The 17,750-nt window shown below is 48.2% G+C and carries 15 protein-coding genes; 13 read left to right on the top strand and 2 right to left on the bottom strand.

Annotation, left to right across the window (positions count from 1 at the left end):
* Positions 1 to 456: 456 nt before the first annotated feature.
* Positions 457 to 1,095 carry a lysophospholipid acyltransferase family protein gene (locus HF569_RS07415; protein ID WP_168849005.1) on the bottom strand — a complete coding sequence of 213 codons (639 nt, stop codon included), beginning with the start codon at positions 1,093 to 1,095 and terminating at the stop codon, positions 457 to 459.
* 101 nt (positions 1,096 to 1,196) lie between these two features.
* On the opposite strand from HF569_RS07415, the gene HF569_RS07410 reads away from it, so the two are divergent.
* From HF569_RS07410 to HF569_RS07400, 3 genes are all read left to right on the top strand, one after another.
* Positions 1,197 to 1,952 (top strand): tRNA1(Val) (adenine(37)-N6)-methyltransferase, encoded by a 756-nt coding sequence (locus HF569_RS07410; RefSeq protein ID WP_168901918.1) that lies wholly within the window; start codon positions 1,197 to 1,199, stop codon positions 1,950 to 1,952.
* A complete protein-coding gene (locus tag HF569_RS07405; RefSeq protein ID WP_168901917.1) occupies positions 1,939 to 2,214 on the top strand; it encodes a GIY-YIG nuclease family protein in 276 nt (91 codons plus the stop codon). Before HF569_RS07410 ends, HF569_RS07405 begins: the two co-directional genes overlap by 14 nt.
* A gap of 90 nt (positions 2,215 to 2,304) precedes the next feature.
* A complete protein-coding gene (locus HF569_RS07400) occupies positions 2,305 to 3,300 on the top strand; it encodes a D-2-hydroxyacid dehydrogenase (protein ID WP_168901916.1) in 996 nt (331 codons plus the stop codon).
* A gap of 60 nt (positions 3,301 to 3,360) precedes the next feature.
* On the opposite strand, the gene HF569_RS07395 is transcribed toward HF569_RS07400, so the two are convergent.
* Positions 3,361 to 4,083, bottom strand: a complete 723-nt coding sequence (locus tag HF569_RS07395) for an HAD family hydrolase (protein WP_168849009.1) — start codon at positions 4,081 to 4,083, stop codon at positions 3,361 to 3,363.
* A gap of 342 nt (positions 4,084 to 4,425) precedes the next feature.
* Between HF569_RS07395 and rpsB the strand changes: the two genes are divergently transcribed.
* The 10 genes from rpsB to HF569_RS07345 all read left to right on the top strand — a co-directional run bounded on the left by rpsB (position 4,426) and on the right by HF569_RS07345 (position 17,468).
* Positions 4,426 to 5,229, top strand: coding sequence for a 30S ribosomal protein S2 (rpsB, locus tag HF569_RS07390; RefSeq protein ID WP_168849010.1), 804 nt, complete (start codon positions 4,426 to 4,428; stop codon positions 5,227 to 5,229).
* Positions 5,230 to 5,373: 144 nt separating this feature from the next.
* Entirely contained in the window at positions 5,374 to 6,258 is an 885-nt protein-coding gene (tsf, locus tag HF569_RS07385; RefSeq protein WP_168849011.1) for a translation elongation factor Ts, read from the top strand.
* Between the two features lie 145 nt (positions 6,259 to 6,403).
* Entirely contained in the window at positions 6,404 to 7,126 is a 723-nt protein-coding gene (gene pyrH, locus HF569_RS07380; protein WP_168849012.1) for a UMP kinase, read from the top strand.
* A 2-nt stretch (positions 7,127 to 7,128) separates the two neighbouring features.
* Positions 7,129 to 7,686, top strand: coding sequence for a ribosome recycling factor (gene frr, locus HF569_RS07375; RefSeq protein ID WP_168849013.1), 558 nt, complete (start codon positions 7,129 to 7,131; stop codon positions 7,684 to 7,686).
* A gap of 26 nt (positions 7,687 to 7,712) precedes the next feature.
* A complete protein-coding gene (locus HF569_RS07370; protein ID WP_168849014.1) occupies positions 7,713 to 8,135 on the top strand; it encodes a hypothetical protein in 423 nt (140 codons plus the stop codon).
* Between the two features lie 186 nt (positions 8,136 to 8,321).
* Positions 8,322 to 9,113 carry an isoprenyl transferase gene (locus HF569_RS07365; RefSeq protein WP_168901915.1) on the top strand — a complete coding sequence of 264 codons (792 nt, stop codon included), beginning with the start codon at positions 8,322 to 8,324 and terminating at the stop codon, positions 9,111 to 9,113.
* Between the two features lie 21 nt (positions 9,114 to 9,134).
* Positions 9,135 to 9,923 carry a phosphatidate cytidylyltransferase gene (locus HF569_RS07360; RefSeq protein ID WP_168901914.1) on the top strand — a complete coding sequence of 263 codons (789 nt, stop codon included), beginning with the start codon at positions 9,135 to 9,137 and terminating at the stop codon, positions 9,921 to 9,923.
* Between the two features lie 99 nt (positions 9,924 to 10,022).
* Entirely contained in the window at positions 10,023 to 11,300 is a 1,278-nt protein-coding gene (rseP, locus tag HF569_RS07355; RefSeq protein ID WP_168901913.1) for an RIP metalloprotease RseP, read from the top strand.
* Between the two features lie 36 nt (positions 11,301 to 11,336).
* Positions 11,337 to 13,049 carry a proline--tRNA ligase gene (locus HF569_RS07350; RefSeq protein WP_168849018.1) on the top strand — a complete coding sequence of 571 codons (1,713 nt, stop codon included), beginning with the start codon at positions 11,337 to 11,339 and terminating at the stop codon, positions 13,047 to 13,049.
* 75 nt (positions 13,050 to 13,124) lie between these two features.
* On the top strand, positions 13,125 to 17,468 hold the full coding sequence (locus tag HF569_RS07345; RefSeq protein ID WP_168901912.1) for a PolC-type DNA polymerase III: 4,344 nt from the start codon (positions 13,125 to 13,127) through the stop codon (positions 17,466 to 17,468).
* The last annotated feature ends 282 nt before the right edge of the window (positions 17,469 to 17,750 follow it).

The raw sequence follows: 17,750 nt of genomic DNA, 5'->3' as shown, positions 1-17,750 counted from the left end.
GATTCACCACGATCACTAAGATAGTCTTCGACAGCTTTAATCTTATTTTCAACTGAAACAACCATGATTTATACCCCTCTAGTTTGTTCCAACTTTTGGGGTACGGGTCAAGATCCGAGTCTCCAAGCTTGGTTTTCTACTAAGCCAGTAAGCAGTTCACTTACTGACTAAGTAGAACGACGCGCCTGAGCCCATATCTGCTGACCTCACGGCTGATACTGTATTCTGAGGCAACTTGAGATAATGACTGATACGGTCACTAACAATTGAGTCACAAATGATAAGTAGCCACAGTTTCTGACTGTTGTCTTGGTAAAACACAACCGGAGCGAGCAGGATTCTTGGCAGCCGCAGTGCGCCCAGTTTGATCATATTTAATGGCTTGAACCCTTACCCCTTTCAACCTTTAGCGAAGCGAAACCCCCGTCCTGATCAGTCAGAACGGGGGTTGGATAACTATTTAGGTTCGGCTTTCTTAGCCGTAACATCTACGTATTCGAAGTTGGGGTTAATCTGTTTGTCTAGGGCATTGAAGGCGGCCTGCATCTGTTGTTCGATGGCTGCTTGGCCCGCCTCATCTAATTTCATTTTGCGATCGATTGTAATTGGATCACCAAAAGCGACGGTGACGCGCTTACGGGAGAATAGCCGCTTGAACGTCAGAGGGCCTTGATAGACGGCGGGTACCAGGGGAACCTTGGCCATCTTAGCAATCACCGCTGCCCCGCCCTTGAGTTCTTGAGAGTGCCGAGAACCAGAAGGGAACATGATTAGCGATAGCTCACCCTTGCGCAAGATCCGTACCGGCGTTTTGATCGCCGAAGGGCCAGGATGATCACGATTTACCGAAAAACCATTGACATGATGGAGTAGCCATCGGAAAATGGAATTCTGGAACAGTTCTTCCTTAGCCATGAAACTAAATTTACGGGGACTAGCGGCCAGCGCAAAGTAAACGGGATCAAACCATGTGCGGTGTGGCCCAACTAAAATGTAAGGGCCCTCAGGGATTTTTTCACGGTTAAGGTATTTGGCCTTGCCGTTTACAATAAATAAAATAACGCGGATGACGTTCCGCAAAAACGAATAAAACATGAATTGTGCTCCTCTCGCAGTGAAACTCATTGCATCTAGTATGCAAAAAAATGGGCGGGGTTGCAAGTAATCTTAATGAAAAGTGAAAGAAGGTGGGGATGATGGCTACCCCAGAATTAAAACCCGGCGAACGAATTGATCAACTTTATAGTCAGGATGTGCAAATCATTCAGAGCCCCGAGGTATTCGCGTTCTCGCTTGACGCGGTGTTGTTGGCTGATTTTGCCAAATTACCGCCACGCCAGTCAAGCCAAACCGTGGATTTATGTGCGGGCAATGGTGCGGTGGGACTCTTCATGAGTCACAAGACGCGGGGCAAGATCGCCGAGGTAGAGATTCAACCGCGGCTGGCTGATATGGCGCGCCGCAGCGTCCAGTTAAATCAGCTGACGGATCAGTTGACGGTGTACGAGGGTGATCTCGCCCAAGTCAATCAGTGGATTCCCAAGGATTCTGCCGACGTGGTGACCTGTAATCCACCGTATTTTGCCGACTTACCAGCCAGTCAGAAGAATCCTAATCAGTACTTGGCGATTGCCCGGCACGAGATTACCACGGATCTTGCAACGGTGGTGGCCACAACTAGTGGACTACTCAAGATGAATGGTAAGGCTTATTTTGTCCATCGGCCAGATCGGCTGTTCCAATTATTAGATCTCATGGCGGCTCACCGCTTGGCGCCCAAACGTATTCGACTGGTTCATCCCAAGCCCCAGAAGGAAGCCAACATGGTTTTGGTCGAGGCCATCAAGGATGGAAAACCCGGGGGCTTGCGGTTCTTGGCCCCACTAACCGTGTATGATCACCAGGGAACTTATACTCCAGAAGTGAAGGCGTTGCTTTATGGAAAAGACTAAGCAGTATTATTTCTATGTATTACTGTGTGCAGATAATTCGTTATATGGGGGCTTTACGACGGATGTTGCCAAGCGCTTTGCCACCCACGTTGCGGGCAAGGGCGCTAAGTATACGAAGGTCCACAAGCCCTTGAAAGTTTTATTTAGTCAAGAATTTGCTAGTAAACACGATGCGTTACACGCGGAGTGGGCGTTCAAACATCAGTCACGCCAAAAGAAATTGCAGTTCTTAAAGTTACAGGGGATTCAGCTGGAAAAGTAGGCGTTTTCCCCCTGAAATGGTGAGGACTATGGTACACTTGTGGCGGATAGTAGATTGTTTGATTTTAGACAAGTGAAGGAGGAACTTACTGTGAAAATTATTGCTTATGGTATCCGTGACGATGAACGACCTTACTTAGAAGAATGGTCTCAGGACCAAGGCATCGAAGTTAAAGCCGTGAGTGAGCTGTTGGATGAGTCAACGGTGGATTTAGCCAAGGGTTATGACGGGGCAGTAGTTTACCAACAGAAGCCATATACGGCAGACGTATTAGATCGTTTAGCCGCTAATGGTGTGACGAACTTATCTTTACGAAATGTTGGGGTTGATAACGTTGATGCCGACGCGGTTAAGCGAAATGGGTTCAAAGTAACTAACGTGCCAGCGTATTCACCAGAAGCAATTGCAGAATTTACGGTGACGCAACTGATGCGGTTACTTCGGCGAACACCAACGTTTGATCGGAAGCAAGCCAAGGGTGACCTGCGTTGGGCACCGGACATTGCGGATGAACTCCACACGATGACCGTCGGAATTGTGGCTACCGGACGGATTGGCCGTGCGGCAATGAAGATCTACCAAGGCTTCGGCGCGAAGGTGATTGCCTACGATGTCTTCCACAATCCAGAATTGGAAAAGCAAGGAATCTACGTGGACACATTGGATGAGTTGTACGCCCAAGCTGATGTGATTTCACTTCATGCGCCAGCAACCAAAGAAAATCACAACATGTTAAATGATGAGAGCTTTGGTAAAATGAAAGACGGCGTTTGGATCTTGAACCCGGCACGTGGCGCCCTCATTGATACCGACGCCTTGATTCGGGCACTTGATAGCGGCAAAGTTGCCGGTGCGGCGTTGGACGTTTACGAAGATGAAGTGGGGATTTTCAATGCGGACTTTGGTAGTTTTGACGCGATTCCTGACGAACGGTTGAAGAATCTGATGAAGCGGGAAAATGTTTTAGTTAGTCCACACATCGCCTTCTACACACGGACGGCGGTTAAGAACATGGTTCAGTTCGCTTTAAATAACAATAAACAGTTAATTGAGACGGGGAAAGCCGAGAACGAAGTGGCTTTCTAAGCCATTTAGTGGTAACACAAAAGCGCTGTGCATTTGCACAGCGCTTTTGTTGTTGACCAGTTAAGCTTCTGAACAGGCTGTTGTGAGCGCAAGTAACAAGTCTTGCAGCTCAAATGAGTCTGTTACCGTTTGATCGGGAATCCACTGATGATCAGGAATCTCCAAGTTGCGATGGTTGAACCAGAAGGCATGCCAACCGGCCTGTTTGGCCGCCTTGACATCCATGCTGTAATTATCACCGACGTAAGCGACTTCACTCGCCCGCAGATCAAGTTTACGGTTCATCAACGTGAAAATCTGGGGATCCGGCTTAGCTAGTCCGGCGTCTTCGGATGTGATGATTGCCTCTCTGGTCATCCAGCGGTGCATCTGTAGCTGCATGACTTTAGCAAGTTGCGCATCCGTACGGCCATTCGTAATAATTCCGAGTTGGTACTGCTTGCTCAACTGATCTAACGCTGTTTCTAGGCCGGGAAACAGCTTGATCTGACGGAGCCCAGTCGTGTAAGCACGCTGGAAATCCAGTGCAGCTGCTGTATCTACGGCAGGCAGATGTTGAGCTAATAATGCGGTATTTAACCGCTTAACGGCCATTTCCTGGTGCGACCACCGTCCATTAGCAATCCGGGCGTAGGCTTCGGCGCTCTGTTGACGGTATGTCTGGAAGGTCAAATTAAGATCAAAAGCTTGTGGCAGATTTAAAATCGGCGCAAGTGCGGCCTCGAAGGGCGCTTTTTGATCGTAGAGCGTGTCATCAACGTCAAAGACGACCGCTTTAATCATAATTGTTTCCTCCTCAGTTATGCCTAAGCAGTTTACCATACCTGGAAATAAAAGCAACGCCGTTTTGATGATTAGGTGGGTTAAGGATATCCTTGCGGGGTTGCAGTGTCCTAATCGGGGCGTCTTTAGTGGGGAAAAGGAAAATTTTTAGTCATTCGGCCGTAAATCAGCGGATTTATGCAAATTTAGCTTGTGTTAGGCCGCGTAATTTTGTATAATAACTTTCGGTGCGTATGCGCCAATTCACACCTCGCGTGATGGTCGAAGGGGTGCTCGCTTGCGAGTTCTTTGATCAATTGAGCGTGGGGGAGGAAATCAAAAACTATTTGGAGGCATTTTATCATGGCTGTTATTTCAATGAAACAACTGCTCGAAGCCGGTGTCCACTTTGGTCACCAAACCCGTCGTTGGAACCCAAAGATGAAGCAATACATCTTTACGGAACGTAACGGTATCTACATCATCGACTTACAAAAGACGGTGAAGTTGATTGACGCTGCTTACAACTACATGAAGGACGAAGCTGCTAAGGGCGCCGTTGTTCTGTTTGTTGGGACTAAGAAGCAAGCACAAGATTCTATCGAAGAAGAAGCTACCCGTGCTGGTCAATTCTACGTTAACCACCGTTGGTTAGGTGGGACTTTGACTAACTGGGAAACTATCCAAACTCGGATCAAGCGTCTTAAAGATCTGAAGAAGATGGCAACCGACGGTACGTTTGATGTTCTTCCTAAGAAGGAAGTTTCCTTACTTAAGAAGTCTCAAGACAAGTTGGAACGTTTCTTAGGCGGTATCGAAGATATGCCTAAGTTACCTGACGTGATGTTCATCGTTGACCCTCGCAAGGAACAAATCGCTGTTCACGAAGCACAAAAGTTGAACATTCCGATCGTTGCCATGGTTGATACGAACACTGACCCAGACGAAATTGACGTGGTTATCCCATCTAACGATGACGCTATCCGTGCCGTTCGTTTGATCACTTCTAAGATGGCTGATGCCATTGTTGAAGGTCGTCAAGGTGAAGACCAAGTTGACGAAAAGACTTTCGAAGGTAAGAAGCCTGCTGACAAGAAGAACGACAAGCCAGCTTCTGACAACTCGATGGAAGACATCGTTAACGCTGTCGAAGGCGACAACAAGTAATTAAATGCAAGGTGTCACGATTGACACTTTCCAAATATAAGATTTAAAGCACCTTAGGCTGGCTTAATTAGGACCGATAATGGCCTGAGATTGAGTCAGTCTTTTTTGTGAAATTGATGTATTAATAAAAGGAGGCCATTACGCATGGCAAGCAAGATCACTGCGGCACAAGTTAAAGAATTACGGGACAAGACCCAAGTTGGGATGATGGATGCTAAGAAGGCCCTCGTTGCTTCTGAAGGCGACATGGACAAGGCCATCGATTTCTTGCGTGAAAAGGGAATTGCAAAGGCAAAGAAGAAGAGTGGCAATGTTGCTGCTAACGGTTTAGCTCGGGTGAAGGTTAGTGGTAACACTGCTGCCATCATCGAAGTTAACTCCGAAACTGACTTTGTGGCAACGAACGACACGTTCAACGCTTTGGTTGACACGGTTGCTGATACGATTGCTGCCCAACAACCAGCTGACTTGGATGCTGCTTTGGCATTGAAGACGGCTGATGGCGAAACTATCAACGATGCAATTGTGAAGACGACGCAAGTAACGAGTGAAAATGTTCAATTACGTCGTTTCGCCGTTGTTAAGAAGACGGACAGCCAAGTATTTGGTGCTTACTTACACCAAGGTGGCCAAATCGCCGCTGTAGTTGTTTTAGATGGCGCTGACGAAGACACGGCTAAGGATGTTGCGATGCACGTTGCTGCTATCAACCCAGAATTCGTTTCTAAGGATGATATTCCAGCTGACCGTTTGGCTCACGAACGTGAAGTGCTGAAGCAAGAAGCCTTGAACGAAGGCAAGCCTGAAAAGATCGTTGAAAAGATGGTCGAAGGCCGTTTGCACAAGTTCTTATCCGAAATCAGCTTAGCTGACCAACCATTCGTTAAGGATGGCGACCAAACTGTCAGTCAATTTGTTGCTAGCAAGGGTGGCAAGTTAGTTAACTTTGTTCGTTACGAAGTTGGTGAAGGTATCGAAAAGCCTAAGAGTGACTTGGCTAAGGAAGTTAACGACCAAATCAACGGCTAATTCAGTAAAAAGCGTAGATTCCGGTGGGAGGCTACGCTTTTTTATTAGAGATTTTAAGTGAAATGTGTGAATTCATAACCCCTGACTATCACTAGTCCCGGGAATATGATAGAATTATTGTCAGAATACAATAGGAGGAAACACAATGGCGGACGTAAAGTATAAACGGATTATGCTCAAGCTAAGTGGCGAGGCTTTGGCCGGCGACAAAGGTTTTGGGATTAATCCGCCGGTGATTAAAACCGTAGCGGAAGAGGTTAAGAGTGTCTATAATTTGGGCATTCAAATCGCTATTGTGGTTGGTGGCGGTAACATGTGGCGTGGCGTATCTGGTGAACAGATGGGTATGGAACGCGCCCAGGCTGATTATATCGGTATGTTGGCCACCATCATGAACGCGTTAGCCTTGCAAGATAATTTAGAGTCGATTGGGGTACCAACGCGGGTCCAGACTTCTATTGAGATGCGGCAGATTGCCGAGCCGTATATTCGGCGTAAAGCCATTCGTCACCTGGAAAAGGAACGCGTTGTGATCTTTGCAGGGGGGACGGGGAGTCCGTACTTCTCTACAGATACAACCGCTGCTTTACGGGCGGCGGAAATCAATGCGGATGCGATCTTGATGGCTAAGAATGGGGTCGACGGAATTTACTCCGCTGATCCTAACAAGGATCCTGACGCTGTCAAGTTCGATCAGCTGACGCAGTTGGACATTATCAATAAAGGCCTACACGTCATGGATACTACGGCTAGTTCACTTTCAATGGATAATGATATCCCGTTTGTCGTATTCAACCTCAACAAGAGTGGCAACATTCGTAAGGTGGTTGAAGGCGAGAATATCGGGACCACAGTTAGGGGAAAATAGATATGGCAGATCAAATTATTACGGATGCACAGAGTCGGATGAAAAAAGCCGAAGACGCCTTGAAGCGTGAATTGGGAACAATTCGTGCCGGCCGGGCCAATGCAAGTATTTTAAATCGTGTGATGGTAGAATATTACGGTGCCCAGACGCCATTGAACCAAGTGGCTTCAATTACCATTCCAGAACCACGGGTATTGATGGTAACGCCTTATGACAAGTCAGCCCTCGAAGATATCGAAAAGGGCATCTTGGAATCTGATGTTGGAATTACGCCAGCTAATGACGGGACGGCCATTCGGTTGGTGATCCCACAATTGACTGAAGAACGGCGTAAGGAAATTGCCAAGCAGGTTAAAGCCACTGCTGAACAAGGCAAGGTGGCCATTCGTAACGTTCGTCGTGACGCGATGGACAACGTTAAGAAGGGCCACAAGAACGGTGACTACACCGATGATGACTTACACAATCTGGAAGACCAAGTTCAAAAGGTCACGGATAAGGCCATCAAAGGTGTAGATGCCATTGCGGCAGACAAGGAAAAAGAAGTCTTAACGGACTAACCCACAAGAGTAAGGAGCGCTTAAACATGGCAGAAGATAACCAAAACAACCAAGATAACATTGAAATCACCCCGGGTACTGAAGAATTCGGGAAGATGGTTTTTCGTCTGAATAACCCAGTAAATGCAGAAAACATCTCTGTTTTAAACTACAATGGGGCTGAATTGGAACAAATCCAAGATGGCGTATACGCGCAACCTGCTTTCGTCAGTGATGATTTCAATTTATTCTTCGTGGTCACGCAATTAATTGGTGACGACTGGATCGTGGCATTCTCCAAAGCAACCATTGAGAACGGTAACGAAATTACCGACCTTTCCGATCCACTGCCAACTGGCGAAGGCCTCAACCTCTTAGGCCAAGTCAGTGCTGATGATGCTAACAACCTGTTGAGTTACTTTGGGACGTTAGTGGATGCAAAGCGCGGCGAATGGCGGTTAATCGAGTAATACCGGTCAAAAGCTAAAGAATTTGCTCAATTTGGGGGCCGGGATAGTTTCCCGGTCCTTTTTTTGTTATGATGAGAGGTTGTAGAGTTAAAAAGACTGGGCTGGTTAGAACTAAGCGCCGGTGCGGAACGGTGACCAGCCGCATGAAGTAGATAGAGGTAGACAAAGAATCAACGGAGGTGCGCATTGTTTTCATTTTTAAGTAAAGATCGAGCCACAGGCGAAGTCATGGAGCGCCAATTAGATGAACAAAACATTCCCGCGCACGTTGCAATTATCATGGATGGTAATGGTCGCTGGGCACAACAACGTCATTTGCCACGGATTGCTGGGCATAAGCAGGGAATGAATACAGTTAAAACGGTAGCCAAGGCGGCCAGTCATCTGGGCGTTAAGGTGTTGACACTGTATGCTTTTTCGACAGAAAATTGGAAACGACCATCCACAGAAGTCAATTATTTGATGAAGCTGCCGGTGGACTTCTTTGGAACCTTTGTTCCGGATTTGGTGAAAAATAATATTCGGGTGAAAGTCATGGGCTACACGGATCAACTGCCCGCCGCCACTCAAAAGGCGGTGCAAGATGCCATTGCAGCCACCGCTGAATGTACGGGGATGGTCTTGAACTTCGCCTTGAATTACGGTGGGCGCGCCGAGCTGGTGACGGCGACACAGCAGTTAGCGGAGCAGGTGCGGACCGGACAACTAGCGTCTTCTGACATTACGGAAGAGTTGATTGGCCAACAGTTGATGACTGGTGACTTGGCGACGTTGGCGGATCCGGATTTGTTAATTCGAACGAGTGGCGAAGAACGACTGTCGAATTTCATGCTCTGGCAGGTGGCGTATAGCGAATTTGTCTTTATGCAAGAACACTGGCCTGATTTCGATCAGACAACGCTAGAACAGGCAATTTATACGTATCAGCAGCGGCATCGACGCTTCGGCGGCCTGAATCCTGCAGCTGAACAAAAATAATGAAACTGAGGAGTTTGTAAAATGAAGCAACGCGTTATTACGGCGGTTATCGCCTTAATTATTTTCATTCCTATTATTATTGCAGGTGGCATTTGGGTTGATATTGCAGCTTTTGCCTTGGGATTAGTGGCCTTGTCCGAAGTCCTCATTATGCGCAAAAAGTTATTGGTTAGTCCGGAAGCCATTATTTCTGGCATCGGTATCTTGCTGGTGATTGCACCAGCCGGGTGGTGGGCCGATCTGCCACATTTCTTAGACCCTTGGTACGTGGTCTACCTGTTTATTTTGCTCTTATTACTACGGACAGTGGTCTCCAAGAATCGTTTCTCCTTTGACGATGCTGGGGTGATTACCCTGAGCATGCTGTACATTGGGATTGGGTTTCACTTCTTTATTGCTGCGCGGGCCGTCAGCCTCGTGGCGCTGCTATACGCGCTATTTATCGTATGGACGACGGATTCAGGCGCATATATGATTGGGCGCAAGCTAGGTAAGCACAAGCTGGCACCACATATCAGTCCGAATAAGACGTGGGAAGGCTCGATTGGTGGGTCGTTAGTTGCCACGATCGTCGGGAGTGTCTTCTGGTATTTCTTCCCAATTGGTCATTACAGTCTAGTCGTCATGATTGTGCTCACGCTGATCTTTTCGATCGTGGGTCAATTCGGTGATCTGGTTGAATCCGCCCTTAAACGCTACTACGGCGTGAAGGATTCTGGTAAGATTCTCCCGGGTCATGGCGGGATCTTAGACCGGTTCGATAGTTTACTATTAGTTCTACCAGTCATTCATTTGTTTGGCTTAATTTAACTTTTTGCTGTTCGCTTGCACCGGCCATAGTGGTTAGGGTATGCTAGACAGCAGTCAAAAAACGAGGACTTAATACGAACAGTAGAAGGGACGACAGCTGTGATTACAACGATTATTACCTTTATCATCGTCTTTGGGATTCTGGTCATTGTTCACGAGTTTGGTCATTTTTATTTTGCCAAACGTGGGGGCATTTTGGTTCGCGAATTTTCCATTGGCATGGGTCCCAAGTTGTTTTATCGGCGTGGGAAAGACGGCACGACGTATACCGTTCGGCTATTACCAGTCGGTGGCTACGTGCGGATGGCCGGTGCCGAAGATGATGAAGATGAATTGAAGCCGGGCACCCCAGTTAGTCTGTATTTGGGTGAAAATGGTCAGGTTGAACGCATTAATGCGAGCAAAAAATCAACCTTGTTTAACGGGATTCCAGTAGAAGTCACGGGCACCGATTTAGAGAATGAACTCTGGATTGAAGGCTATGAAAACGGGGATGAATCAGCCGTTAAACGCTATCCCGTTGCGCACAATGCGACGGTGATTGAGACCGATGGGACGGAACTGCAGATTGCCCCTAAAGATGTCCAATTTCAATCAGCTTCTTTGGGGCGGCGCTTGATGACGAACTTCGCTGGGCCAATGAATAACATTATTCTGGCCATTGTGACGTTTATGCTGATGTCATTTGTACAAGGTGGTGTTGCCATGGGGACCAATCAGGTTCAAGTGGCCAGCTCACCGGTGTCAGTTGCCAAGAAGGCGGGCATTCAGACCAATGATAAGATTCTTTCCGTTGAAGGCCGTCAGACAAAGGATTGGACGGCTTTGAGTACGGCCATTCAGCCGCGAGCCAATAAGGCTACCAAAGTTGTCATCCAACGAGACGGGGTCAAGAAGACTTTAACCTTGACGCCTAAGGGTGAAAAGTCGAATGGAAAGACGGTCGGCATGATTGGGATTACGCAGGCACAAGATAAGCGTGTAGGGCCGATCCTGTTATCTGGTTTTACTCAGACTTGGACGATGACGAAAGCCTTGTTTGGTGCGTTGTGGACCATGGTATCTGGTCACTTTAGCCTGAACGATCTCGGAGGACCAGTGGCAATCTTTGCCACGACTTCGCAAGCTACCCAATTTGGGCTAATCGGTGTGCTGAATTTCTTGGCATTTCTCTCGATTAACTTGGCAATTGTCAATTTACTGCCAATTCCAGCCTTAGATGGTGGTAAAATATTATTGAACTTTATTGAGGCGATTCGGCGTAAGCCCCTTTCTGAAAACGTGGAGGCGGGGATTACACTGGTTGGTGTTGGTTTCTTAGTGATCTTGATGCTCTTGGTGACTTGGAACGACATCGAACGCTACTTTATTCACTAGTAAAATAGGGACGTAACGAGAAGGGAATATTTGACTATGAAACAATCGAAATTACTCATTCCGACGCTTAAGGAAGTACCTAATGATGCGGAGGCATTGAGCCACCGTATGATGTTACGGGCAGGTTATATTCGCCAGGTCACAGCCGGGGTGTACGCATACTTACCACTGGCTTACCGGGTCTTAGAAAATATTGAAAAGATCATTCGGGAAGAAATGGCTAAAATCGATGCCGTTGAGACGTTGATGCCAGCCATTCTACCTGCTTCGTTGTGGCAGGAGTCTGGCCGTTACGAAACTTATGGTCCGAACCTGTTTAAGCTGAAGAATCGGCATGATAGTGATTTCATCTTGGGCCCAACCCACGAAGAAACGTTTACGATGCTGGTGCGTGATGCGATCAAGTCGTATAAGCGGCTACCACTGGTGATGTATCAAATCCAACCTAAGTATCGGGATGAAGATCGGCCACGCTATGGGTTGTTGCGGGGACGAGAATTTATCATGGAAGATGGGTACTCCTTTACCATCAACGATGAAGACTTGGATCGAATTTATGATCAAATGGAACAGGCTTACGAAAACATCTTCGACCGGGTTGGCTTGAATTACCGGGCCATTGTCGGTGATGGTGGTGCGATGGGCGGTAAGGATTCCAAGGAATTCTCTGCCATTGCGCCAGTCGGTGAGGATACGATTGTTTATTCAGATTCTTCCGACTATGCAGCTAACTTGGAAATGGCTCGGAGCCTATTCATTAGCAAGAAGTCACATGCCCAACCAGAAGAGTTGAAGAAGATTGCAACGCCAGGCGCGAAGACCATTGATGAATTGGCCAAGTTCTTGGATGTTAAGCCGTCAGCCTTGGTTAAGAGTATGTTATACGTGGCGGACAAGGATCAACCCGTCATGGTATTGGTTCGTGGCGACCACGAAGTTAATGAAACCAAATTAAAGAATTACTTGAACGCAGACTTCTTAGATCCAGCGACCCCAGACCAAGCCAAGGAATTCTTGGGGGCTAACTTTGGTTCCCTTGGTCCCGTAGGCGTTGGTGAAGATGTCAAGATCTTGGCAGACCAGTACGTTGGCGATATGGTTAACGTTGCCGTTGGTGCCGATGAAGACGGTCATCACTATATTAATGCTAATGCGGGTCGCGACTTCCGGGTTGACGACTACGGTGACTTCCGTGAAGTCCAACCGGGTGACCTTTCTCCCGATGGCGCTGGTGTGCTGAAGTTTACTAAGGGAATTGAAATTGGGCACATCTTCAAGCTGGGTACGCGTTACTCCGATGCTTTAGGGGCAACCGTGCTGGATGAAGGCGGTCGACAGAAGCCAGTTGTGATGGGGTCTTATGGGATCGGTGTGAGCCGGTTACTGTCCGCCATTGCCGAACAACAGGCTGATGAGAACGGTCTCGTTTGGCCACGGAATATTGCACCATTTGATATTCACCTGGTTCCCGTCAACCTAAAGAAGGAAGATCAAGCTAACCTAACCGATGAATTGGAAGAACAATTGACGGCGAAGGGCTATCGCGTCTTAACCGATGACCGTAAGGAACGTCCCGGCGTTAAGTTCGCTGACTCTGACTTGATGGGGATTCCTGTCCGGATTACGATTGGTAAAAAGGCCGGCGAAGGCATCGTTGAGATTAAGATCAGAAAGACTGGTGAAACGGTCGAAGTTATTAAGGATGAAGTCGCAAGTACTGTGGAAATTCTCTTTAAAGACATCGACTAGCTTACCGAAAAGACCAGCTAGCGGCTGGTCTTTTTAGTCTGGTACTGAAGATTACAAGTTGAAAGGAGCTCGCTTGTGGACGAAGATCGCCATGCATTATTTGAAAAACTATTACAACAACTAGATTTGTCCGGTGCGGCGAACCAACCGTATTTTCAAACGGCCACCATTGATCGTTTGACGGTTCATGAACAGTCGCGGCGTTGGCATTTCTATTTAAAATTACCGAGCATCTTGCCGTTTACGGCGTTTGTTGAATTCCACAATCATTTGCAAATTGCCTTTCGGGAGATTGCAACGGTCGGGGCTTCTATCGAGGTGGAACAGCCTGAACTAACGGATCGGCTTTTAGGCGATTACTGGGAATGGATCGTGAAGAACAGTGGGTTGACCAGTAATCTGGTGCAAGAACTTTGCCAATCACAGGTGCCACAGTTAGATCCAGACGGTCGCGTGCTGTTGTATGCGCAGAATGAAGTCGTGAAGAATTTCTTGGCAAATCAAGCACTCGGTCCGATTGAGGCCAGCTACCGTCAGGCCGGTTTCCCGAAATTCAACATTCACGTGATGGTCGATGAATCCAAATCGCAGGCCAAGATCGATGAATTTAAGGCGCGGCAGGAGAAGACGGATGCGCAACTGGCCCAACAGGCAGCTGCGGCAATTGAGAAGGCCAATCAAAAGCGCGCCAGCCAGAGTAACGGTGACGTTCAACCAGCCAGTGGCCCTACGCAGATTGGTAAGACCATCAAGGGTGATCAACCGGCGATGCGGATGGTCGATATTACTCAAGAGGAACGATCCGTCATTGTCGAAGGCTATATCTTTGATAAGGAAGTTCGAAAACTCCGCTCGGGTCGCCAGTTATTGACCTTAAAGATCACGGACTATACCTCGTCAATCGTGGTTAAGAAGTTCTCCCGCGGTGCTGAGGACGAAGCACAGTTTGCCGGCGTGGATGAAGGTAGCTGGGTGAAGGTACGTGGGAGTGTCCAAGAAGACAGCTTCATGCGGGACCTGGCCCTGAATGCCTACGACATCAATGAAGTGAAGCATGCGAGTCGCCAAGACAAGGCGCCCGCGGATGAAAAGCGGGTCGAATTGCACTTGCATACGACGATGAGTCAGATGGACGCGACTAATCCAATTGGCGATTACGTCAGTCAGGCTAAAAAATGGGGGATGCCCGCGTTGGCGATTACGGATCACGCTGACGTGCAGGGGTTCCCAGCGGCCTTCAATGCAGGGGCCAAGGCCGGCGTCAAGATGCTTTACGGGGTTGAAGCCAACCTGGTGGACGATGGGGTCCCGATTGGCTACAACAGCGCGCACGTGCCGTTAGATGGCGCCACGTATGTAGTCTTTGACGTGGAAACCACCGGTCTGTCGGCAATTTATGACAAAGTGATCGAACTTTCGGCCGTTAAGATGGAACACAAGAATGTGATTGATCAGTTTGAAGAGTTTATCGACCCTGGGTTTCCACTGTCTGAACAGACCACCAACTTGACGAGTATTACGGACGATATGGTGGCCGGCTCTAAGTCGGAAGAAGAAGTCTTTAAGCTTTTCCGCGAATTCTGCGGCGATGCCATTATCGTTGGGCATAACGTCACCTTCGACGTGGGTTTCATGAATACGGGGTACAAACGCCACGGGATGTCAGAGATCAGCAATCCCATCATTGATACCTTAACGTTGGCCCGTTTCCTGTACCCAACGCTGAAGAGCTATCGGTTGAATACCCTGGCTAAACGGTTCCACGTGAGCCTGGAGCACCATCACAGGGCGGTTTACGATGCGGAGTCTACGGGACATTTGAATTATCTATTCCTGAAAGACGCCGAAGACCGTTATGATATCCAGTATCACGATCAACTCAATGATCACATGACGGATAATGATGCCTACAAACACGCGCGGCCGAGTCATGCCATTCTGTTAGCCCAGACGCAAGCAGGATTGAAAAATATGTTCAAACTCGTGTCGGCGTCTAACGTGGATTACTTCTACCGGGTGCCGCGGGTGCCACGCAGCGTGTTGGATCATTACCGCGAAGGCATTATCGTTGGATCAGCCTGTTCATCGGGTGAAGTCTTCACGGCGATGATGCAAAAGGGTCAGGTTGAGGCGGCTGCCAAAGCGAAGTATTACGATTATTTGGAAGTTCAGCCTAAAGCGGCCTATCAGCCATTGATTGATTCGGGACTGATTGCCGATGAGTCTAACTTGGAAGAAATCGTGGGGAATATGGTGCAATTGGGCCATGACTTGAATAAACCCGTAGTGGCTACGGGGGATGTACATTACTTGAACCCAGAGGACTATATCTACCGCAAGATCTTGATCCATTCCCAAGGTGGCGCCAACCCATTGAATCGGCAAGAATTGCCGGATGCGCATTTCATGACGACAGATGAGATGCTCGCCGACTTTGCTTACCTGGGTGAAGATACCGCCAAGGAAATTGTGGTCACCAACACGCAAAAGATTGCGGATGAAATTGAAGAAGTTCATCCCCTGAAGGATAAGCTGTACACGCCACGGATGGAAGGCGCTGAAGATGAAATTCGGCAACGAACCATGGATACGGCGCATGCGTGGTACGGTGATCCGCTACCTGAGTTAGTGCAACACCGGGTTGATCGTGAGTTGAAATCAATCATCGGTAACGGGTTCTCCGTGATTTATTTGATTGCGCAACGACTGGTAGCCAAGTCCAATAAGGACGGGTACCTGGTTGGGTCACGGGGATCGGTTGGATCTAGTGTGGTGGCGACATTCACCGGAATTACTGAAGTGAATCCATTGCCACCGCATTATCGCTGCCCTAATTGTCAGTATTCTCACTTCTACACTAAAGGGGAGTATAGTTCTGGCTATGATTTGCCAGAAAAGAATTGCCCGAAGTGTGGGACGTTAATGATCGGTGACGGGCATAACATTCCGTTCGAAACCTTCTTGGGATTCAAGGGGAATAAGGTGCCCGATATTGATTTGAACTTCTCTGGTGACTACCAGCCTATCGCCCACAACTACACGAAGGTCTTGTTCGGCGAGAAGAATGTCTACCGGGCCGGAACGATTGGCACCGTGGCCGACAAGACGGCTTACGGGTACGTGAAGGCCTATGAGCGGGACACAGAGCAGACGTTTAGGGGTGCGGAGATCGACCGGTTAGCTAAGGGTGCCACCGGGGTTAAACGGACGACTGGACAACATCCGGCCGGGATTATTGTTGTGCCGGACTACATGGATATTTACGACTTTACGCCGATTCAGTATCCGGCCGATGACCAGAATGCCGCCTGGCAAACGACCCACTTCGATTTCCATTCGATTCACGATAATATTTTGAAAATTGATATTTTGGGTCATGATGATCCGACCATGATCCGGACGCTACAAGATTTGTCGGGGGTTGATCCCCAGACGATTCCGATGGATGATCCGGGTGTGATGGCCTTGTTCTCTGGAACTGATTCCTTAGGCGTCACGCCGGAACAGATTCAGTCGAAAACGGGGACGCTGGGGGTCCCTGAATTTGGGACCCGGTTTGTGCGGGGAATGTTAGAGGAAACGCATCCGAAGAATTATTCGCAATTACTTCAGATTTCTGGATTGTCTCACGGAACCGACGTGTGGTTGGGGAACGCCGAAGAGCTGATCAAAGCGGGAACCGCGACGATTGCCAACGTTATCGGTTGTCGGGATAACATCATGACCGACTTGATTAACTTTGGGTTAGACTCCGAAACGTCCTTCCAAGTGATGGAACACGTGCGGAAAGGTCGGGGGATTCCTGACGAGTGGCAGGAAAAGATGAAGGCAACTGATTGCCCAGATTGGTACATTGATTCTTGCTTGAAGATTAAGTACATGTTCCCGCGGGCCCATGCCGCGGCCTACGTGTTGATGGCTTTGCGGGTGGCTTACTTTAAGGTTTACTTCCCAATCATTTACTACGCAGCCTACTTCTCAGTACGGGCAGATGACTTTGATGTCGTTGCCATGTCACAGGGGAAGACGGCGGTTAAAGCAGCGATGAAAGAGATCAATGACAAGGGGATGGATGCATCCACCAAGGAAAAGAATCTCTTGACGGTGCTGGAACTAGCCAATGAAATGCTGGAACGTGGCTTTGAATTTAAGATGATTGACCTGGAGAAGTCCGATGCAGCCGAATGGATTATCGACGGCAATACGTTGATTGCGCCATTTAAAGCGGCTCCTGGACTGGGGTTGAACGTGGCCAAACAGATTGTGGCGGCCCGAAATGACCGGCCATTCATCTCGAAAGAGGATCTGGCTAAGCGAGGGAAAGTCTCGAAGACCTTGATTGACTTTATGACTGAGAACGGTGTCCTTGATGGGCTACCGGACGAAAATCAACTGAGTTTGTTTGATGATATGATGTAGCAGTGAGTTAATTTGGCTGCACTCCAGCTGTCGGGGATTCCGTCGGATGTGGTGAACGTCTGCGGCCGGAGAAGCGGTCCTCCTGCTCGATTGGAAGCCCGGAAACAATTTAATGACTTGTAATAAATAAGGACCACCGTTGCGATAGCTCTTCGCTGCGGTGGTCCCTTTTACGATGGTGTCAAGGCTGAAACACGGTTAAGCAAGAAACCCGTTCTTTACAGGATTAATCATCTAGAAAGCGCTTACAAAAAGATGAAATTATGGTACAATAGTGGTGAG

Source organism: Levilactobacillus tujiorum (assembly GCF_012641185.1).
Taxonomy (GTDB): Bacteria; Bacillota; Bacilli; order Lactobacillales; family Lactobacillaceae; genus Levilactobacillus; species Levilactobacillus tujiorum.
Note: the sequence above shows the minus strand (reverse complement) of the source record. Positions and strands in the feature narration are given on the sequence as shown.